General features: G+C 55.8%; 16 protein-coding genes and 5 tRNA genes. 15 read left to right on the top strand and 6 right to left on the bottom strand.

Annotated elements, in window-relative coordinates; all coding sequences use genetic code 11:
* Nucleotide 1 precedes the first annotated feature (1 nt).
* From LJA86_RS17915 to LJA86_RS17905, 3 genes are all read right to left on the bottom strand, one after another.
* Entirely contained in the window at nt 2-751 is a 750-nt protein-coding gene (locus LJA86_RS17915) for a sugar phosphate isomerase/epimerase family protein (protein ID WP_229226524.1), read from the bottom strand.
* 103 nt (nt 752-854) lie between these two features.
* The gene (locus LJA86_RS17910) at nt 855-1,871 is read right to left on the bottom strand and encodes a LacI family DNA-binding transcriptional regulator (RefSeq protein WP_045907861.1); all 1,017 of its coding nucleotides are present in this window, start codon (nt 1,869-1,871) and stop codon (nt 855-857) included.
* A gap of 179 nt (nt 1,872-2,050) precedes the next feature.
* Entirely contained in the window at nt 2,051-2,713 is a 663-nt protein-coding gene (locus LJA86_RS17905) for an OmpA family lipoprotein (protein WP_024909080.1), read from the bottom strand.
* A 211-nt stretch (nt 2,714-2,924) separates the two neighbouring features.
* Here LJA86_RS17905 and LJA86_RS17900 point away from each other — a divergent pair, with 211 nt between their 5' ends.
* On the top strand, nt 2,925-5,204 hold the full coding sequence (locus LJA86_RS17900) for a molybdopterin guanine dinucleotide-containing S/N-oxide reductase (protein ID WP_229226579.1): 2,280 nt from the start codon (nt 2,925-2,927) through the stop codon (nt 5,202-5,204).
* On the opposite strand, the gene LJA86_RS17895 is transcribed toward LJA86_RS17900, so the two are convergent.
* Together LJA86_RS17895 and tag are read right to left on the bottom strand one after the other, a co-directional pair.
* The gene (locus LJA86_RS17895) at nt 5,167-5,613 is read right to left on the bottom strand and encodes an N-acetyltransferase (protein ID WP_229226523.1); all 447 of its coding nucleotides are present in this window, start codon (nt 5,611-5,613) and stop codon (nt 5,167-5,169) included. The genes LJA86_RS17900 and LJA86_RS17895 overlap by 38 nt on opposite strands.
* Complete coding sequence (tag, locus tag LJA86_RS17890) at nt 5,591-6,172, bottom strand: DNA-3-methyladenine glycosylase I (protein WP_063622839.1); 582 nt, start codon at nt 6,170-6,172, stop codon at nt 5,591-5,593. The genes LJA86_RS17895 and tag overlap by 23 nt, the downstream gene beginning before the upstream one ends.
* A 153-nt stretch (nt 6,173-6,325) precedes the next feature.
* Between tag and LJA86_RS17885 the strand changes: the two genes are divergently transcribed.
* The 9 genes from LJA86_RS17885 (at nt 6,326) to dppF (ending at nt 16,922) form a co-directional block, all read left to right on the top strand.
* Nucleotides 6,326-7,024, top strand: a complete 699-nt coding sequence (locus LJA86_RS17885; RefSeq protein ID WP_048028038.1) for an autotransporter domain-containing protein — start codon at nt 6,326-6,328, stop codon at nt 7,022-7,024.
* 238 nt (nt 7,025-7,262) lie between these two features.
* A complete protein-coding gene (locus LJA86_RS17880) occupies nt 7,263-8,465 on the top strand; it encodes an L-lactate MFS transporter (RefSeq protein ID WP_008502767.1) in 1,203 nt (400 codons plus the stop codon).
* A gap of 256 nt (nt 8,466-8,721) precedes the next feature.
* Nucleotides 8,722-10,413 carry a kdo(2)-lipid A phosphoethanolamine 7''-transferase gene (gene eptB, locus LJA86_RS17875; protein ID WP_045907857.1) on the top strand — a complete coding sequence of 564 codons (1,692 nt, stop codon included), beginning with the start codon at nt 8,722-8,724 and terminating at the stop codon, nt 10,411-10,413.
* A 91-nt stretch (nt 10,414-10,504) separates the two neighbouring features.
* Nucleotides 10,505-10,581 (top strand) — tRNA-Pro (locus tag LJA86_RS17870).
* 620 nt (nt 10,582-11,201) lie between these two features.
* Nucleotides 11,202-12,809, top strand: coding sequence for a dipeptide ABC transporter periplasmic-binding protein DppA (dppA, locus tag LJA86_RS17865; protein WP_229226522.1), 1,608 nt, complete (start codon nt 11,202-11,204; stop codon nt 12,807-12,809).
* Nucleotides 12,810-12,986: 177 nt separating this feature from the next.
* A complete protein-coding gene (dppB, locus tag LJA86_RS17860) occupies nt 12,987-14,006 on the top strand; it encodes a dipeptide ABC transporter permease DppB (RefSeq protein WP_008502770.1) in 1,020 nt (339 codons plus the stop codon).
* A 9-nt stretch (nt 14,007-14,015) separates the two neighbouring features.
* On the top strand, nt 14,016-14,918 hold the full coding sequence (dppC, locus tag LJA86_RS17855) for a dipeptide ABC transporter permease DppC (RefSeq protein ID WP_048028029.1): 903 nt from the start codon (nt 14,016-14,018) through the stop codon (nt 14,916-14,918).
* Between the two features lie 10 nt (nt 14,919-14,928).
* On the top strand, nt 14,929-15,912 hold the full coding sequence (dppD, locus tag LJA86_RS17850) for a dipeptide ABC transporter ATP-binding protein (RefSeq protein WP_008502772.1): 984 nt from the start codon (nt 14,929-14,931) through the stop codon (nt 15,910-15,912).
* Nucleotides 15,909-16,922 carry a dipeptide ABC transporter ATP-binding subunit DppF gene (gene dppF, locus LJA86_RS17845; RefSeq protein ID WP_032644494.1) on the top strand — a complete coding sequence of 338 codons (1,014 nt, stop codon included), beginning with the start codon at nt 15,909-15,911 and terminating at the stop codon, nt 16,920-16,922. Before dppD ends, dppF begins: the two co-directional genes overlap by 4 nt.
* Nucleotides 16,923-16,965: 43 nt before the next feature.
* Here dppF and coaA read toward each other — a convergent pair whose 3' ends face one another.
* Nucleotides 16,966-17,916 (bottom strand): type I pantothenate kinase, encoded by a 951-nt coding sequence (gene coaA, locus LJA86_RS17840; protein WP_021242480.1) that lies wholly within the window; start codon nt 17,914-17,916, stop codon nt 16,966-16,968.
* 317 nt (nt 17,917-18,233) lie between these two features.
* On the opposite strand from coaA, the gene LJA86_RS17835 reads away from it, so the two are divergent.
* The 5 genes from LJA86_RS17835 to LJA86_RS17815 form a co-directional block, all read left to right on the top strand.
* Nucleotides 18,234-18,309, top strand: a tRNA-Thr gene (locus LJA86_RS17835).
* 8 nt (nt 18,310-18,317) lie between these two features.
* Nucleotides 18,318-18,402 (top strand) — tRNA-Tyr (locus LJA86_RS17830).
* A 117-nt stretch (nt 18,403-18,519) separates the two neighbouring features.
* Nucleotides 18,520-18,594 (top strand) — tRNA-Gly (locus LJA86_RS17825).
* 6 nt (nt 18,595-18,600) lie between these two features.
* Nucleotides 18,601-18,676: transfer RNA gene (locus LJA86_RS17820), tRNA-Thr, on the top strand.
* Nucleotides 18,677-18,794: 118 nt separating this feature from the next.
* A partial coding sequence (locus LJA86_RS17815) for a GTP-binding protein (RefSeq protein ID WP_229226521.1) occupies nt 18,795-19,453 on the top strand: 659 nt, incomplete at its 3' end.

Here is a 19,453-nt window from a genome sequence, read left to right as displayed (position 1 = left end):
TTTACTCCTCGCGCAGCAGGTTGACGTAATGGCGGGTAACGGCGGTTAAATCCGACCCTTCCAGCGGGAATTCGATACCGCGCGGGGCATCGGCAGGCAGCTGGCCGAGCAGATCCAGCCAGCGTGCATCGGCGCGGTCCGGTGCGACGGCGCGGAAGTTATCTTTATGCGGCACGGCGGCTTTCACGTGGATATAGCTCACCGCAGGGGCCAGATGACGCGCGGCCTCTTCCGGTGAGTCGCCCACCCACAGCCAGTTGCCCATGTCGAAGGTCAGCGTGACGGGGAGCGCCATTTCCCGACAGGCGGCCTGGAAGCGCTGCATGGGCGCGAGCTGTCCGCAGTCGGTCTGATCGTTCTCCACGACCAGCGCCATGCCGCTGGTAATCAGCAGCGTACGCAGGGCGTCGAGCGGTTGCGTGTCGCTGAAATGGCCGAGGGAAAGCTTCAGCCACAGGGCGTTCAGGGTGTTGGCTTCAGAGAGATAGTGTGGCAGGTCCGGGTTGAGGGTGCCGTCGGGCATAAACAGGGCGGCGGGTGCGGAGTAGCACGCCAGCAGGCCCAGCAGCTCAATGGATTCGCCCAGCGCAGGCAGCGCCAGCAGCTCTTCGCTGTTGAACAGTTCCCGGCGGATCTCCACGCCGTCTGCCCCCGCGCCAGCAATAACGGGAAGCATCGCCCGTTGACCGCCCGCCTGCCGCACCTGTTCCGCACCGTACGCGGCGGTGACCACCATAATTTTCCTGCCCATCTTCGGACTCCATCGCAACATATCAATACTATTACGCTAGATGGAACCGGTTCCAAAGAAAAGGTCAGGATGTTGAATTTATGATCGCTATCACAAGGGAAATTTAACGCGCGGTGGAGCCACGAACGATCAGTTCACCGGAGAAGACCTGCTCGCGAACGGCATCGCTGGTGCCTTCAATACGACGAACCACTTGTTCAACAGCAGCATAGCCAATCTGCCAGGTGGGTTGTTTGAGGGTGGTAATGCCTACGCCAGCCAGTTCCGCCCATTCCAGTTCATCGAATCCCAGCAGACCAATGTCGCTGCCCCAGTGCAGGCCAATGCGCTTGAGCGAGCGGGCAACCTGCAGGGTCAACGCCCCGTTGGCGGAGATAACGGCTTTTCGCATCCCGCGATGGCGCATGTGGAACTGACGCAGGGTGTTGTCGAGCTGCGCGGCTTCGTGCAGCGGCGTTTCGGCATTTTCGGCGATCACGCCGGGATAACGCTCCAGCGTGGCGCGAAATGCGCTCAGGCGTTCACGACGGGTGTTGACCATCCCCAGCGGTTCACTCAGAAACAGAATGGCCTCGAAGCCCTGTTCAATCAGATGTTCGGTGGCGGTCGTCGCGGCCTGGGTGTTGTCCAGCCCGACCACGTCACAGGCAAATTCCGGGATTTTACGGTCGATGAGGACCATGGGCAGGGAGGATTGCTGCAGGCGATTTAATCCTTCTTCACGCATGCCTACCGCGTTGACCACAATCCCTTCCACCTGATAGCTGCGCAGCAGGTCGAGATAATGCAGCTCCTGGTCGACTTCGTTGTTGGTATTACAGACCAGCGGCGTAAAGCCTTTCTCGCGACAGGCGGCTTCGATACCGCTGAGCACGTTCACGGAGTAGGGGTTGGTGATATCGGCGATGATCAGCCCGATAAGGCGGGTGCGGCCGCGTTTGAGCCCGCGCGCCATGAGGCTGGGACGGTAGTCGAGATCGGCAATGGCCTGTTCAATACGCGCCAGCAACGCATCGGACAGCAGGTGTTTCTCGCCGTTAAGATAGCGCGAAATGCTGGTTTTACCGGTTTTGGCGGCTTTCGCCACGTCGCTGATGGTGGCCCGGGCTGGTTTGCTCATCACTGATTTCCCTGAATTTAGTGAGAATACCTTAGCGGGAAAATCGGACGAATCAAGTAATTTGCCCGGTGGCGCTGCGCGTACCGGAGGTTGCGGTCTGATGCCCTCACCCCAACCCTCTCCCACGGGAGAGGGCGCAAACACTAAAAACGGCAACGGGGTTGCCGTTTTGCTTTTACCTACTGAATTGGGCTTAACGTAATCTCAACACGGCGGTTCTGCGCTTTGCCTTCCGCCGTGCTGTTGCTGGCGATAGGGTTGGCAGGGCCCATGCCGCTGGTGCGGATGCGGTTTGCTTCAACGCCCTGGGTGATGAGCGAGCTGGCCACGGCATCGGCGCGCTGCTGGGACAGACGCATGTTCAGATCCTGGCTGCCGGTGCTGTCGGTATAGCCCATCACGTTCACCGCGGTCTTGTTGTACTCTTTCAGCACCATTGCCACGCCGGTCAGGGTATTCGCGCCAGCCGGTTTCAGGGTCGCGCTGCTGCTGTCGAAGGTCACGTTGTTCGGCATGTTCAGGATGATGTTATCGCCGCTGCGCGTCACGCTCACGCCGGTTCCCTTCATTTTGTCGCGCAGCTTCGCTTCCTGCACGTCCATGTAATAGCCTACGCCGCCGCCCAGCGCTGCGCCTGCCGCTGCGCCAATCAGCGCGCCTTTGCCGCGGTCTTTCTTGGAGGAGGAGAGCGCCCCAACGCCTGCACCGACCAGCGAGCCGATACCCGCGCCAATGCCGGATTTACCCGCTTCGCGTTCACCGGTGTAAGGGTTGGTTGTGCAGCCAGAAACAGCCAGGGCACCGCTCACCAGAGCGGCAATAACGAGTACGCGTTTTTTCATCTTCTTTCCTTAATCCTTTTTATTCTTTGCCACGGCGAGCGTGGCAGTTGATTATGACGTCCAGATACGGAGAAAATTCCGGGTATAACTCTGAAATTTGTGACAAACCATAAACGGCCTCAACAAGAAGGCCGTAAACCTGCACGCAACCAGGAGCGCACGCTTGAGCACCTCAACGAAAACCATTCTGACCGCCGCCCACTGGGGGCCGATGCTGGTCGAAACCGACGGCGAAAACGTTCTGTCATCTCGCGGAGCATTGCCAACACAACATCCCAACTCTTTACAGACCGTCGTTCGCGATCAGGTGCATAGCAAAACGCGCGTGCGCTGGCCGATGGTGCGTAAAGGTTTTCTGGCCTCGCCGGACAAGCCGCAGGGTATTCGTGGGCAGGATGAGTTTGTTCGCGTGAGCTGGGATGACGCGCTGGCGCTGATCCACACCCAGCACAAGCGCATTCGCGACAGTTACGGTCCGTCGTCGATTTTCGCCGGGTCCTACGGCTGGCGCTCTAATGGGGTGCTGCATAAGGCGTCGACGCTGCTGCAGCGCTATATGAGCCTGGCGGGAGGCTATACCGGTCATCTGGGGGATTACTCCACCGGTGCGGCGCAGGCGATCATGCCGTACGTCGTGGGCGGGAACGAAGTGTATCAGCAGCAGACCAGCTGGCCGCTGGTGCTGGAGCATACCGATGTGGTGGTGCTGTGGAGCGCTAACCCTCTTAACACGTTGAAAATTGCCTGGAATGCCAGCGACGAGCAGGGCATTGGCTATTTCGACGCGCTGCGCAAAAGCGGCAAGCGCATCATCTGCATTGACCCGATGCGCTCTGAAACCCTGGATTTCTTCGGCGACAGCGCCGAGTGGGTTGCCCCGCATATGGGCACCGACGTGGCAATGATGCTGGGTATCGCCCATACGCTGGTGGAAAACGGCTGGCACGATGTCGAATTCCTGACGCGCTGTACCACCGGCTTCGATAAGTTCGCCCACTACCTGACTGGCCAGTCCGATGGCGTGGCGAAAACGGCAGAGTGGGCAGCAGAGATTTGCGGTGTTCCTGCGGATAAACTCCGCGAACTGGCGGCGTTATTCCATAAAAATGCCACGATGTTAATGTCCGGCTGGGGGATGCAGCGCCAGCAGTTTGGCGAGCAGAAACACTGGATGCTTGTGACCCTTGCCGCGATGCTTGGGCAGATCGGTACGCCGGGCGGCGGTTTTGGTCTCTCCTATCATTTTGCCAATGGCGGCAACCCCACGCGTAAAGCGGCGGTGCTGGCGTCTTTGCAGGGCTCGGTGCAGGGCGGCGTGGATGCGGTGGATAAAATCCCGGTGGCGCGTATTGTTGAAGCCCTGGAAAATCCGGGCGGTTTTTATCAGCACAATGGTCTGGACCGCCACTTCCCGGATATTAAATTTGTCTGGTGGGCGGGCGGGTCAAACTTCACGCACCATCAGGATACCAATCGCCTGATCCGCGCCTGGCAGAAGCCGGAGCTGGTGGTGATTTCAGAGTGCTTCTGGACCGCTTCGGCGAAACACGCCGATATCGTCCTCCCGGCGACCACCTCGTTTGAGCGTAACGATCTCACCATGACCGGCGACTACAGCAATCAGCATATGGTCCCGATGAAGCGCGTTGTCGCCCCGCGTGATGAAGCGCGTGACGATTTTGACGTGTTTGCTGAACTGAGCGAACTGTGGGAAGCGGGCGGTCGGGCGCGTTTTACTGAAGGGAAAAGCGATCTGCAATGGCTGGAGACGTTCTACCAGATTGCCGGGCAGCGCGGCGCGGCGCAGGGCGTGACGCTTCCGCCATTTGCTGAGTTCTGGGAGGCGAACCAGATTATTGAAATGCCGGAGAGCGAACAGAACGCGCAGTTTGTTCGTTTCGCTGATTTTCGACGCGATCCGGAGAACCATCCGCTGAAAACCGAGAGCGGAAAGATTGTGATCTACAGCGAGCGCATCGCCAGCTTTGGCTATGCTGACTGCCCGCCGCATCCTATGTGGCTCGAGCCGGACGAATGGCACGGCAACGCCCGGCCGGATCAGCTGCAGGTGTTGTCTGCCCATCCCGCGCACCGTCTGCACAGTCAGCTTAACTATACCTCCCTGCGCGAGCAGTATGCGGTCGCCGGACGAGAGCCGATCACGCTGAATACCCTCGACGCGAAAGCGCGCGGGATTGCGGACGGCGACGTGGTGCGCGTCTGGAACTCACGCGGGCAGGTGCTGGCAGGGGCGGTGGTGAGCGACGGGATTAAGCCGGGCGTGATCTGCATTCATCAGGGCGCATGGCCTGACCTTGAGCTCGCCGAAGGCGGTATCTGTAAAAACGGGGCGGTTAACGTGCTGACCAAAGATCTCCCCAGCTCGAAGCTGGGGAATGGCTGCGCAGGAAACACGGCGCTGGCCTGGGTCGAGAAATATACGGGTCCAGAGCTTACCTTAACGGCGTTTGATCCGCCTGCCAGCTCATGATCCACGTCGGGTGCTGGGTGTCATCCTGCCAGGCGCTGTCTTCAATGCGAAAGCCCTGCGCATGGTAGAAGTTCACCGCCCGGACATTTTTCTGATACACCTCCAGGGTTAAGTGCGGGAAGCGCTGTTGAACATGGTTCAGCAGCGCGCGCCCGATCCCTTTCCCGATGCATGACGGCGATACAAACAGGGCGCCGACAAACTGAGACTGCATCACGCTGATAAATCCGCAAGGTTCGCCGTCCTGTTCCCAGACCCAGGTTTCAGCGGAGGGCAGGTAAACATCCCGCACCATGGCCTCATTCTCTTTCCAGTAATTCGGCGCGATAAACGGATGCGCTTCTGTAGTGCTTTCAAGCCACAGGCTCAGAAGCGGCGCGGTATTTTCACTTTGCCATTTGCGGATCATGATGGCCTCCCGGATGACAGAAGCAGCCGGTAACGTGGTCGTTGACCAGGCCACAGGCCTGCATAAAGGCGTAGCAGATGGTGGAGCCGACAAACTTAAAGCCGCGTTTTTTCAGGGCCTTCGAGAGCGCATCCGAGGCCGGAGTGGAGGCTGGAATGTCCGCGAGCGTGGTGGCCTGCGTGACTTGCGGAGTGTTGTTCACAAACGTCCAGACAAAATCTGAAAATGATTCGCCGTTTTGCTCCATCGCCAGATAAGCGCGTGCGTTACCGATGATGGCCTGGATCTTACCGCGATGGCGGATGATGCCGGCATCCTGCACCAGTCGCTCGACGTCCTCATCGGTCATCGCGGCGACGGCGACGGGATCGAACTGATGGAAGGCGTTGCGGTAATTTTCGCGTTTCTTCAGTACCGTAATCCATGACAACCCCGCCTGCTGGCCCTCAAGGCAGATCATCTCAAAGAGCTTTTTGCCATCCGTTTCCGGCACGCCCCATTCCCGATCGTGATAGTCGATATAAAGCTGATCCTGGCTTACCCAACCGCAACGTTCCATCCGTCATCTCCCTTATTGATACTGATTTTGCAAAAAATTCGTTCTGACCGGCTTGACGTGTTTACTATAAAGACAATAGTTAATACAGGGCTATAAGCTCTTCCTGAATAACGACAAATATCGCCGAATTCGGCTCTCTCTGGGGTCGCGTTGATGATGATAAAAAAAATCAGTGGTCGCCATGCTGTGTCTGGCCTGGTGGGAATTTCAGCCTGCCTGTTTTTTTGTAATACAGCGTCTGCCTGGCAACAGGAATATATCGTTTCAGACGCCCAAAATAATACGGCGGAACGCTATACATGGGACGCGGATCACCAACCGCGCTATGAGGATATTCTCGCTGAGCGTATTCAGTCTTCGCAAAACGCCCCGGGTCTTGCCCTGAATATACCGTCTGGCAGTACGGCAGAGGGGGCGATGAGCGTGGGCTGGAATTTTCCCGTTTCAGCGCGCATCACCACTGGCCCGGTGGTGGCGTGGCGTTATGACGGCACGGCTCCCATGATGATCAACGAGTTTGGGGATAGCGCGTCGACACAGTCAGTCACGGACCCGCTCTGGCATGCCAGCATCAGCACGCTGGGGTGGCGCGTGAATACCCAGTACGGCGATCTCCGGCCCTGGGCGCAGATCAGCTATAACCAGCAGTTTGGTGAAAATCAGTGGAAATCGCAGTTTGGTATGCCACAAACGCCCGCCCCTGCTCAAAACGGTAGCTGGATGGATGTCACCGTAGGAACGGATATTCCCTTTAATACGCACATGGCGGCCTATGCGTCGCTGGCTCAGGGGGAGCATACCACTACCGGTGAGGAGTTTTTATACACCCTCGGCGTCAGCGCGAATTTCTAGAGTTGTTACTTTTTTAAACGTTACGATAACATCTCGAATACAACAACCACAGGGTTTACAGCGATAGCAGGTACTAACACGCTATCGCTTTATTCCCGTGCCAGGTCATTCATTCCCGATTCCAGGCATTTCATTCCGTTCCGCCTGCATTTCATGCCGTTTTACCCCAGGCATATTAAGGTTTTGTTTATCGTTGTCCTCAGCGAACTTCCTTAATTTCTCTTGCAGGACAACTGCCATGAACACATCAACCTATAACCGCACGCGCTGGCTCACGCTCTTTGGTACCATCGTCACTCAGTTTGCGCTGGGGTCGGTCTATACCTGGAGCCTGTTTAACAGCGCGCTTTCCGACAAACTCGGCGCCCCGGTCAGTCAGGTCGCGTTCTCCTTTGGTTTGCTGAGCCTGGGTCTGGCGATTTCATCTTCCGTCGCGGGCAAGCTGCAGGAGCGTTTTGGCGTGAAGCGCGTGACCATGGCGTCCGGTATCCTGCTGGGGCTGGGCTTTTTCCTGACCGCGCATTCCAGCAACCTGATGATGTTGTGGCTAAGCGCTGGCGTGCTGGTGGGGCTGGCGGACGGTGCGGGGTATCTGCTGACGCTGTCAAACTGCGTGAAGTGGTTCCCGGAACGTAAAGGCTTAATCTCCGCGTTTGCCATTGGTTCTTACGGTTTAGGCAGCCTCGGGTTCAAATTTATCGACGCCCATCTGCTGGCGTCCGTCGGTCTCGAAAAAACCTTCATGATCTGGGGCGCTATCGTGCTGGTGATGATTCTGTTCGGCGCCACGCTGATGAAAGATGCGCCGCAGCAGGAAGTGAAATCTGTAAACGGCGTGGTGGAGAACGACTTCACCCTCGCGCAGTCCATGCGTAAGCCACAGTACTGGATGCTGGCGGTGATGTTCCTGACGGCCTGCATGAGCGGTCTGTATGTCATCGGCGTGGCGAAAGATATCGCGCAGGGGATGGTGAAACTGGATGCAGCCACGGCGGCCAACGCGGTGACCGTGATTTCCATTGCTAACCTCTCAGGTCGTCTGGTCCTCGGTATTCTGTCTGACAAAATTGCCCGCATCCGCGTGATTACGATTGGGCAGGTGGTTTCGCTGGTCGGTATGGCGGCGCTGCTGTTTGCTCCGCTGAATGAAGCCACCTTCTTCGCGGCGATTGCCTGCGTGGCCTTTAACTTCGGCGGCACCATTACCGTCTTCCCGTCACTGGTGAGCGAGTTCTTTGGCCTGAACAATCTGGCGAAAAACTATGGGGTTATCTATCTGGGCTTCGGGATTGGCAGTATCTGCGGCTCGCTGATTGCCTCCCTGTTCGGCGGGTTCTACGTGACCTTCTGCGTGATCTTTGCCTTGCTGATTATCTCGCTGGCGCTGTCCACGACGATTCGTCAGCCGCAGCGTGAAGTCTTCAAAGAGGTGCACGCCTGAGACGTTAAATAAGGCCGGTTATCCGGCCTGTTTCTTATGTGAAAACCGAGGCTTTGCTGGCGTTGTCAAATTCCTGAAGTGTTTTTTGTAAATAACTGTACCGATCACACACTCTGCTGCCACTTTTCCCTTCCTCTGTGGTCTACTTACCACGCCTGTCGTCGTTTCACTGAACGATCCCCTGTGCGTATATGTAATCTGCCCACGTAATAATCAGCGTGGGCGGTGGTACTGTCCCTTGTTCCGGGTAGCTTGCATGAAATACATTAAATCGATGGCACAACAAAAGCTCTGCTTTTTGCTGGCGTTGTACATCGGCCTGTTTATGAATGGCGCAGTTTTTTTTCGTCGGTTTGACGGTTATGCGCATGATTTTACCGTCTGGAAAGGAATTGCAGCGGTTGTCGAATTGGTCGCTGCGGTACTGGTCACCTTCTTTTTATTCCGTATTCTTACCCTGTTTGGCCGTCGCGTGTGGCGAGTGCTGGCAACGTTTATCGTGCTGTGCTCGGCGGGTGCCAGCTATTACATGACCTTTATGAACGTGGTGATTGGCTACGGCATTATTGCCTCGGTGATGACCACGGATATCGACCTCTCTAAAGAGGTTGTAGGGCTCCACTTTATTCTCTGGCTGGTGGCCGTCAGCGCCTTGCCGCTGCTGCTCATCTGGAGCAACCGCTGCCGCTACACGCTGGTTCACCAGATCCGCACGCCCGGAAAGCGATTCAGAAGCGTCGCCGTGGTGTTGCTGGCGGGCCTGATGGTCTGGGGGCCGATTCGCCTGCTGGAAGTGAAGCAGAAGAATGATGAACGTACCTCCGGCGTGGATCTGCCAAGCTATGGCGGTGTGGTCGCCAACTCGTATTTGCCGTCTAACTGGATCTCCGCGCTGGGGCTGTATGCGTGGGCGCAGGTGGATGAATCCTCGGATAATAAGTCGCTGATAAACCCGGCGAAGAAATTTACCTATGTTGCGCCAAAGGATATCGACGATACCTACGTCGTCTTTATTATCGGAGAGACCACGCGCTGGGATCATATGGGTATTCTCGGCTATAACCGAGATACCACGCCGAAACTGGCGCAGGAAAAGAACCTGATTGCCTATCGTGGCTATTCCTGTGATACCGCCACCAAGCTCTCCCTGCGCTGCATGTTTGTGCGCGAGGGCGGGGCGAGCGACAACCCGCAGCGTACGCTAAAAGAGCAAAACGTCTTCTCGGTGCTGCATCAGCTTGGATTTACGTCTGACCTCTATGCGATGCAGAGCGAGATGTGGTTCTACAGCAACACCATGGCGCAAAACATTTCCTACCGCGAGCAGATTGGCGCAGAGGCGCGCAACCGTGGAAAACCTGTCGATGACATGCTGCTGATAGATGAGATGAAACTCTCTCTCAACGGTAAGCCTGATGGCAAGCACATGATCATCCTGCATACCAAAGGGTCGCACTTTAATTACACCCAACGCTATCCGCGTAGCTTTGCCAAATGGACGCCGGAATGTGTCGGGGTGGATAAAGACTGCACCAAGGCTCAGCTGATTAACTCCTACGACAACTCCGTGATGTATGTGGATCACTTTATTGATACGGTGATTGACCAGGTTCGTGATAAGAAAGCGATTGTCTTCTATGCGGCGGACCACGGTGAATCCATCAATGAATACGAGCATCTCCACGGTACGCCACGCAAGATGGCGCCGCCGGAGCAGTTCCGCGTGCCAATGATGGTGTGGATGTCCGACAAGTATCTGGAAGACCCGGAGAAAGCGAAGATGTTTGCTCAGCTGAAGAAAGAGGCGGAGATGAAGGTGCCGCGTCGTCACGTTGAGCTGTATGACACCATAATGGGTTGTCTCGGCTATACCTCACCGGATGGTGGAATTAACGAAAACAACAACTGGTGTAAACTCCCCGATAACAGCGCAAAAGCCGCGCAGTAGCTGCTCTGGCGAGAATATCGCCAGTTGAATGGCTTTTTGAAAATAAGGGATTGACGGGGGCGCACCTCAGCAGTAAGATGCGCTCCGCATTCGGCGAGTAGCGCAGCTTGGTAGCGCAACTGGTTTGGGACCAGTGGGTCGGAGGTTCGAATCCTCTCTCGCCGACCACATTATGAAAAGGGCTAACCGCAAGGTTAGCCCTTTTTGCATTATGACCTTACCCCACCAGAGTATCCAAAACGCCTGTTAGACCGGCTTCTCCCTGTCTGTTAACGATTTTGTGACATAATCCATTGTATTTTTTTATATATAGATTGATCTTTTTTCGCGTTGCTTATGGATAACCTCAGCATTTTTCGCTGTGCGTTTTAACGTTCGCGGTATTTAGTGCTCAGATAATCACCATTCTGCAAGAAAATTTACCCATTCTGAATAAAAGTTAATCACTGATTGTGGCGAAATAGGGAGAGAGTTGTGCTGCAACATGGCGAGTAGCATAAATTTCCCTGCTGAAAACTGGCGCTCATGGTTTTTTTAATCTTTGTTTGCGGTTTCTCACACTCAGCGTAAATCCCCGTCACCTGTATTGACGTTTTCACATTCTGTTGACAGATTGTAGGGCATGAGGGGCATTTCAGGGACGATCTGCGCTGCAACTCAAACGCTCTTCTGAAAGGATTCTCCATCCCTTTAACGCCTTCGGGCACCTCCGACCGGACCGGGTAAAAAATAAATAAAGGTCTGGCGGCGTAACACAACAAAGCAAAACATCACATTGGAGCAGAATAATGAGTATTTCCTTGAAGAAGTCAGGGATGCTGAAGCTTGGTCTGAGCCTGGTGGCTATGACCGTGGCAGCAAGCGTACAGGCAAAAACCCTGGTTTACTGTTCTGAAGGCTCGCCGGAAGGCTTTAACCCACAGCTCTTTACCTCTGGTACGACGTACGACGCAAGCTCTGTACCGATCTATAACCGTCTGGTTGAATTCAAAACCGGCACCACGGAAGTGATTCCGGGTCTGGCTGAGAAGTGGGACGTCAGCGAAGACGGTAAAACCTATACCTTCCACCTGCGCCAGGGCGTGAAGTGGCAGGACAGCAAAGATTTCAAACCAACGCGCGACTTTAATGCCGACGACGTTGTGTTCTCCTTCGACCGTCAGAAAAACGCCCAGAACCCGTACCACAAAGTCTCTGGCGGCAGCTATGAATACTTCGAAGGGATGGGCCTGCCGGATCTGATCTCTGAAGTGAAAAAAATGGACGATAATACCGTTCAGTTCGTGCTGACGCGTCCTGAAGCGCCGTTCCTGGCTGACCTGGCCATGGACTTCGCCTCTATTCTGTCCAAAGAGTACGCGGACAACATGCTGAAAGCCGGTACGCCGGAGAAAGTCGACCTGAACCCAATCGGTACCGGTCCATTCCAGCTGCTGCAGTACCAGAAAGACTCCCGTATTCTGTATAAAGCATTCGAAGGCTACTGGGGCACCAAGCCGAAGATTGACCGTCTGGTCTTCTCCATCACGCCTGATGCGTCCGTACGTTATGCAAAACTGCAGAAAAACGAATGCCAGGTGATGCCATACCCGAACCCGGCAGACATCGCCCGCATGAAGCAGGACAAGAACATCAACCTGCTGGAGCAGGCTGGCCTGAACGTGGGCTATCTCTCCTTCAACACCGAGAAGAAACCGTTTGATGACGTGAAAGTGCGTCAGGCGCTGACCTACGCGGTGAACAAAGAAGCGATTATCAAGGCGGTTTACCAGGGCGCTGGCGTTGCAGCCAAAAACCTGATCCCACCAACCATGTGGGGCTATAACGACGACGTTAAAGACTACTCCTACGATCCTGAGAAAGCGAAAGCGCTGCTGAAAGAAGCGGGCCAGGATAAAGGCTTCACCGTCGAGCTGTGGGCGATGCCGGTACAGCGTCCGTACAACCCGAACGCACGCCGTATGGCAGAAATGGTTCAGGCTGACTGGGCTAAGATTGGCGTTCAGGCCAAGATTGTGACCTACGAGTGGGGCGAGTACCTGAAGCGTGCCAAAGCGGGTGAGCACCAGGCAGTCATGATGGGCTGGACCGGTGATAACGGGGATCCGGACAACTTCTTCGCCACCCTGTTCAGCTGCGCGGCGGCAAAAGACGGTTCTAACTACTCTCGCTGGTGCTACAAGCCGTTTGAAGACCTGATCCAGCCGGCGCGTGCGACCGACGATCACAACAAACGTATTGAACTGTACAAGCAGGCACAGGTTGTTATGCACGATCAGGCTCCGGCGCTGATTGTTGCTCACTCCACCGTGTACGAGCCAGTGCGTAAAGAAGTGAAAGGCTACGTGGTTGATCCACTGGGCAAACACCACTTCGAAAACGTATCGGTTGAATAATTAAAAGCAACGCCAGGCGGCGCTGCGCTTGCACTGGCCTACGGTATGTAGGCCGGGTAAGCGTAGCGCCACCCGGCAGCAGTGCTTAATTCTCTCTCTGAAAGGAGAGGGGATAAGATTTGTGAGCAATACAGACGTCACGCCACTGGGCGTGCGTCATCAGAGAGAATCCGGGTTATGTTGCAGTTCATCCTCCGACGTCTGGGACTTGTTATCCCCACGTTTATCGGTATCACCCTTCTCACTTTTGCCTTCGTCCATATGATCCCCGGCGACCCGGTAATGATTATGGCGGGCGAGCGTGGTATTTCCCCTGAGCGCCATGCACAGCTGCTGGCTGAACTCGGCCTCGATAAGCCGATGTGGCAGCAGTATCTCCACTATATCTGGGGCGTGCTGCACGGTGATTTAGGGATTTCGTTGAAAAGCCGTCTTCCGGTGTGGGACGAGTTCGTGCCGCGTTTTAAAGCGACACTGGAGCTTGGCGTCTGCGCCATGATTTTCGCCACCGCGGTGGGTATCCCTGTTGGGGTACTGGCTGCCGTCAAGCGTGGCTCTATTTTTGACCATACCGCCGTGGGCCTCGCGCTGACCGGCTACTCCATGCCTATCTTCTGGTGGGGCATGATGCTGATCATGCTGGTCTCGGTGCAGCTTAACCTGACACCAGTTTCCGGGCGCGTCAGCGATATGGTCTTCCTGGACGACTCCAACCCGCTCACCGGCTTTATGCTGATTGATACGGCTATCTGGGGTGAAGAGGGCAACTTCATGGATGCCGTCGCGCATATGATCCTGCCTGCCATGGTGCTGGGCACCATTCCTCTGGCGGTGATCGTCCGTATGACCCGTTCATCGATGCTGGAAGTGCTGGGTGAGGATTACATCCGCACCGCCCGCGCCAAGGGCCTGACGCGTATGCGCGTCATCATCGTCCATGCGCTGCGTAACGCCATGCTGCCGGTAGTGACCGTTATTGGTCTCCAGGTGGGGACGTTGCTGGCGGGGGCGATCCTGACCGAAACCATCTTCTCCTGGCCGGGCCTGGGCCGCTGGCTGATTGACGCGCTGCAGCGCCGTGACTATCCGGTTGTGCAGGGCGGTGTATTGCTGGTCGCGACGATGATTATCCTCGTCAACCTGCTGGTCGATTTGCTGTACGGCGTGGTGAACCCGCGTATTCGTCATAAGAAGTAAGGGGCCATCATGTCACAGGTTTCTGAAAACAAAGTTGTTGCTGCACCGGTTCCGATGACGCCGATGCAGGAGTTCTGGCACTACTTCAAGCGCAACAAAGGCGCGGTGGTGGGGCTGGTGTATGTCGCTATCATGATCCTGATTGCGGTATTTGCGAACGTGCTTGCGCCGTACAACCCGGCGGACCAGTTCCGCGATGCGTTGCTCTCCCCTCCTGCCTGGCAGGACGGCGGTAGCCTGGCGCACCTGCTGGGGACCGATGATGTGGGCCGCGATGTGCTGTCGCGTCTGATGTACGGTGCGCGCCTGTCGCTGCTGGTCGGCTGTCTGGTGGTGGTGTTATCCCTGATTATGGGGATCGTACTGGGTCTGGTTGCCGGTTACTTCGGCGGCATTGTTGATAACATCATCATGCGTATCGTCGACATCATGCTGGCGCTGCCAAGCCTGCTGCTGGCGCTGGTGCTGGTGGCGATCTTCGGGCCGTCGATCGGTAACGCCGCCCTGGCGCTGACGTTCGTGGCGCTTCCTCACTACGTGCGTTTAACCCGCGCGGCGGTGCTGGTGGAAGTGAACCGCGACTACGTCACGGCGTCTCGCGTAGCGGGGGCCGGTGCGATGCGTCAGATGTTTGTCAATATCTTCCCGAACTGCCTTGCGCCGCTGATTGTTCAGGCGTCGCTCGGTTTCTCTAACGCCATTCTTGATATGGCCGCTCTTGGCTTCCTGGGCATGGGTGCGCAGCCGCCAACACCGGAGTGGGGCACCATGCTCTCCGACGTGTTGCAGTTCGCACAAAGCGCCTGGTGGGTTGTCACCTTCCCGGGTCTGGCAATCCTGCTGACGGTGCTGGCATTTAACCTGATGGGTGATGGCCTGCGTGATGCGCTTGATCCCAAACTGAAGCAGTAAGAGGCACGAGATGGCGTTATTAAATGTAGATAAATTATCGGTGCACTTCGGCGATGAAGGCACCCCGTTTCGCGCCGTGGACCGCATCAGCTACAGCGTCAATCAGGGCGAAGTGGTGGGTATCGTTGGGGAGTCCGGTTCCGGTAAGTCCGTCAGCTCGCTGGCGATCATGGGGCTGATTGATTACCCGGGCCGCGTGATGGCGGAAAACCTGCAGTTCAACGGTCAGGACCTGAAGCGCATTTCTGAAAAACAGCGCCGCCAGCTGGTGGGCGCGGAAGTGGCGATGATTTTCCAGGATCCGATGACCAGCCTGAACCCGTGCTACACCGTCGGTTTCCAGATTATGGAAGCGATTAAGGTGCACCAGGGCGGGAATAAGAAAACCCGTCGTCAGCGGGCGATCGATCTGCTGAATCAGGTGGGTATTCCTGACCCGGCTTCGCGTCTGGACGTTTACCCGCACCAGCTTTCCGGCGGGATGAGCCAGCGCGTGATGATCGCCATGGCAATTGCCTGTCGGCCAAAGCTGCTGATTGCGGATGAACCGACGACGGCGCTGGATGTGACCATTCAGGCACAAATCATCGAGCTGCTGCTGGAGCTGCAGCAGAAAGAGAATATGGCGCTGGTGCTGATTACGCACGATCTGGCGCTGGTGGCCGAAGCTGCACACAAAATCATCGTAATGTATGCCGGCCAGGTGGTCGAGACCGGAAATTCGCACGATATCTTCCGCGCGCCGCGTCACCCGTATACCCAGGCGCTTTTACGCGCGCTGCCGGAGTTTGCTCAGGATAAAGCGCGTCTGGCATCGCTGCCGGGTGTGGTGCCGGGTAAATATGACCGTCCGCAGGGCTGTCTGCTCAATCCGCGCTGTCCGTATGCGACGGACAAATGCCGGGCGGAAGAGCCAGAGCTGAACCAGCTGGCTGACGGTCGTCAGTCGAAATGCCACTACCCACTCGATGATGCCGGGAGGCCAACACTATGAGTACGCAACAGGCCACCACGCAACAGCCGCTGTTGCAGGCCATCGACCTGAAAAAATATTACCCGGTGAAGAAGGGACTGTTTGCCCCTGAACGCCTGGTGAAAGCGCTGGACGGCGTCTCCTTTAACCTCGAACGCGGTAAAACGCTGGCGGTGGTGGGAGAGTCAGGCTGCGGGAAATCGACGCTGGGCCGTCTGCTGACGATGATTGAAGTGCCGACCGGCGGTGAGCTCTATTATCAGGGCCAGGATCTGCTCAAGCACGATCCGCAGGCGCAGAAGCTGCGTCGCCAGAAAATCCAGATTGTGTTCCAGAACCCGTATGGTTCTTTGAACCCGCGTAAAAAAGTGGGGCAGATTCTGGAAGAACCGCTGCTGATTAACAGCAATCTGAGCAAAGAGCAGCGCCGTGAAAAAGCGCTGGCGATGATGGCGAAGGTCGGCCTCAAAACCGAGCATTACGACCGCTATCCGCATATGTTCTCCGGTGGTCAGCGTCAGCGTATCGCCATCGCACGCGGTCTGATGCTTGACCCGGACGTGGTGATTGCCGACGAGCCGGTGTCGGCGCTCGACGTCTCCGTGCGTGCGCAGGTGCTGAACCTGATGATGGATCTGCAGCAGGAGCTGGGACTCTCTTACGTGTTCATCTCCCACGACCTGTCGGTGGTGGAGCATATTGCCGATGAAGTGATGGTGATGTACCTGGGGCGCTGCGTGGAGAAGGGGACCAAAGACCAGATCTTTAATAACCCTCGTCACCCGTACACCCAGGCGCTGCTGTCCGCGACGCCGCGTCTGAACCCGGACGATCGTCGTGAGCGTATTAAGCTGACGGGAGAGCTGCCAAGCCCGTTAAATCCGCCGCCGGGATGTGCATTCAATGCCCGCTGCAGCCGTCGCTTTGGCCCCTGCACCCAGCTACAGCCGCAGCTGAAGGATTATGGCGGCCAGCTGGTGGCCTGCTTTGCGGTCGATCAGGATGAAAACGGCGAGAAGCCACATGCATAACGAAAAAAACCGGCGTTAAGCCGGTTTTTTTATGTCTGCTTTATTATTTCCGCAGGCGAATCTGGTCGACGGCGTGCTTTTCGCTCTTGGTGAGGATCAGGCTCGCACGCTCGCGCGTCGGCAGGATGTTCTCTTTGAGATTCACGTAGTTGATCTCATTCCACAGCCCCGTCGCCACATTGATCGCTTCTTCTTCAGAAAGCTGAGCATAGTGGTGGAAATAGGAGTCCGGATCGGTGAAGGCCCCTTCGCGGAACTTCAGGAAGCGGTTGATGTACCAGTTCTGCAGCAGGTCTTCCGGCGCATCGACGTAAATAGAGAAATCGACGAAATCCGAGACAAAGACGTGATGCGGGTCGTGAGGATAGTCCATGCCGCTTTGCAGCACGTTCAGACCTTCCAGAATGAGAATATCCGGCTGGACCACCGTTTTATCCCCACCCGGGATGCGATCGTAGATCAGGTGCGAATAGACCGGCGCTGTCACGTGAGGCACGCCGGATTTCAGGTCGGAGACAAATTTCACCAGACGGTGCATATCATAAGAGAGCGGGAAGCCTTTCTTCTTCATCAGCCCGCGTTCTTTTAAGACTTCGTTTGGATGCAGGAAGCCGTCGGTCGTGATCAGCTCCACGCTGCGGTGTTCCGGCCAGCGGCTCAACAGCGCCTGCAAAACGCGTGCGGTGGTACTTTTACCCACGGCCACGCTGCCTGCGATACTAATGATATAAGGAATGCGTTGACCGTTCGTCCCGAGAAACTGCTCCAGCACCGCCTGACGACGCAGGTTCGAGCTGATATAGAAGTTAAGCAAGCGAGAGAGGGGGAGATAAATTTCTGCCACCTCTTCAAGGGACAGATCTTCGTTTATCCCTTTTAACCGTGCGATTTCACCTTCCGTCAGCGTCATAGGGACGGAATCACGCAGGGCAGCCCACTGGCTGCGGTTAAAGTGAAGATAAGGCGTCATTAACGTTTGCTCTTTTTTGCTCATAAGCATGCTTCAGTGAGCCAGCGCTACACTGCCGGATCGTGGCTCATCACACAGTTAATTTTGGACAATGGGCAGGAGGTTAACACCAGATGGCAGGAATAATAAGAAAAAAGATGGATAGCGCTGCGTTACGCGGAAGCCGTCACGCTATGGTGTATATAGTGTAAATCACGCGTGCATGTTGATTATTTGACCCGCAATGACTACTTTTACAGCGCTTAGCGCTTCGTTCGCATAAAATGTGAGCGAAAGAACGTTTTATGCAAATTTTTAGTTGCATGACCGCGCAGGTATCCATAGAATGCGCGCTACTTGATGCCGACTTAGCTCAGTAGGTAGAGCAACTGACTTGTAATCAGTAGGTCACCAGTTCGATTCCGGTAGTCGGCACCATCAAGTCCGGTGGGGTTCCCGAGCGGCCAAAGGGAGCAGACTGTAAATCTGCCGTCACAGACTTCGAAGGTTCGAATCCTTCCCCCACCACCACTTTCTGGCAGCGTAAATGCCGCCGGAGCTGGTTGGAAAAATTAGCCAGCTCAAACTGAAAAAGAGAGAAATCTCTTTTTTTGTTACAGAAAGAACTGGGTAGCCGAGTTTCAGGATGCGGGCATCGTATAATGGCTATTACCTCAGCCTTCCAAGCTGATGATGCGGGTTCGATTCCCGCTGCCCGCTCCAATACGTGCTGATATGGCTCAGTTGGTAGAGCGCACCCTTGGTAAGGGTGAGGTCCCCAGTTCGACTCTGGGTATCAGCACCACTTCACTTCTCCTTCCCGTTTCTCTCTGTTTCAATTTTACTGTATTCAACAATTCAGGCATTTCGCCTGGTTGATGTGGTGATATCACCGATTTATCCGTGTCTTAGAGGGACAATCGATGTCTAAAGAAAAGTTTGAACGTACAAAACCGCACGTTAACGTCGGTACTATCGGCCACGTTGACCATGGTAAAACAACGCTGACCGCTGCAATCACTACCGTTCTGGCAAAAACCTACGGTGGTTCTGCTCGTGCATTCGACCAGATCGATAACGCACCAGAAGAAAAAGCTCGTGGTATCACCATCAACACCTCTCACGTTGAGTACGACACCCCGACTCGCCACTACGCACACGTAGACTGCCCAGGCCACGCCGACTATGTTAAAAACATGATCACCGGTGCTGCGCAGATGGACGGCGCGATCCTGGTTGTTGCTGCGACTGACGGCCCAATGCCTCAGACTCGTGAGCACATCCTGCTGGGTCGTCAGGTAGGCGTTCCTTTCATCATCGTGTTCCTGAACAAGTGCGACATGGTTGATGACGAAGAGCTGCTGGAACTGGTAGAGATGGAAGTTCGTGAACTGCTGTCTCAGTACGATTTCCCAGGCGACGATACCCCAATCGTTCGTGGTTCTGCTCTGAAAGCGCTGGAAGGCGACGCAGAGTGGGAAGCGAAAATCATCGAACTGGCTGGTTTCCTGGATTCTTACATCCCAGAACCAGAGCGTGCGATTGACAAGCCATTCCTGCTGCCAATCGAAGACGTATTCTC

The organism is Enterobacter sp. TCD1-1 (assembly GCF_020567405.1).
GTDB classification, from domain to species: domain Bacteria; phylum Pseudomonadota; class Gammaproteobacteria; order Enterobacterales; family Enterobacteriaceae; genus Enterobacter; species Enterobacter quasiroggenkampii.
Note: the sequence above shows the minus strand (reverse complement) of the source record. Positions and strands in the feature narration are given on the sequence as shown.

Bases quoted from the DNA above. Each gene is read 5' to 3' on its own strand.
- coaA (WP_021242480.1), bottom strand. From the start codon at position 17,916: ATGAGCAAAAAAGAGCAAACGTTAATGACGCCTTATCTTCACTTTAAC.
- dppC (WP_048028029.1), top strand. From the start codon at position 14,016: ATGTCACAGGTTTCTGAAAACAAAGTTGTTGCTGCACCGGTTCCGATG.
- dppB (WP_008502770.1), top strand. From the start codon at position 12,987: ATGTTGCAGTTCATCCTCCGACGTCTGGGACTTGTTATCCCCACGTTT.
- LJA86_RS17885 (WP_048028038.1), top strand. From the start codon at position 6,326: ATGATGATAAAAAAAATCAGTGGTCGCCATGCTGTGTCTGGCCTGGTG.
- LJA86_RS17905 (WP_024909080.1), bottom strand. From the start codon at position 2,713: ATGAAAAAACGCGTACTCGTTATTGCCGCTCTGGTGAGCGGTGCCCTG.
- eptB (WP_045907857.1), top strand. From the start codon at position 8,722: ATGAAATACATTAAATCGATGGCACAACAAAAGCTCTGCTTTTTGCTG.
- LJA86_RS17900 (WP_229226579.1), top strand. From the start codon at position 2,925: ATGCTGGTCGAAACCGACGGCGAAAACGTTCTGTCATCTCGCGGAGCA.
- dppD (WP_008502772.1), top strand. From the start codon at position 14,929: ATGGCGTTATTAAATGTAGATAAATTATCGGTGCACTTCGGCGATGAA.
- LJA86_RS17910 (WP_045907861.1), bottom strand. From the start codon at position 1,871: ATGAGCAAACCAGCCCGGGCCACCATCAGCGACGTGGCGAAAGCCGCC.
- dppA (WP_229226522.1), top strand. From the start codon at position 11,202: ATGAGTATTTCCTTGAAGAAGTCAGGGATGCTGAAGCTTGGTCTGAGC.
- dppF (WP_032644494.1), top strand. From the start codon at position 15,909: ATGAGTACGCAACAGGCCACCACGCAACAGCCGCTGTTGCAGGCCATC.
- LJA86_RS17895 (WP_229226523.1), bottom strand. From the start codon at position 5,613: ATGATCCGCAAATGGCAAAGTGAAAATACCGCGCCGCTTCTGAGCCTG.
- tag (WP_063622839.1), bottom strand. From the start codon at position 6,172: ATGGAACGTTGCGGTTGGGTAAGCCAGGATCAGCTTTATATCGACTAT.
- LJA86_RS17915 (WP_229226524.1), bottom strand. From the start codon at position 751: ATGGGCAGGAAAATTATGGTGGTCACCGCCGCGTACGGTGCGGAACAG.
- LJA86_RS17880 (WP_008502767.1), top strand. From the start codon at position 7,263: ATGAACACATCAACCTATAACCGCACGCGCTGGCTCACGCTCTTTGGT.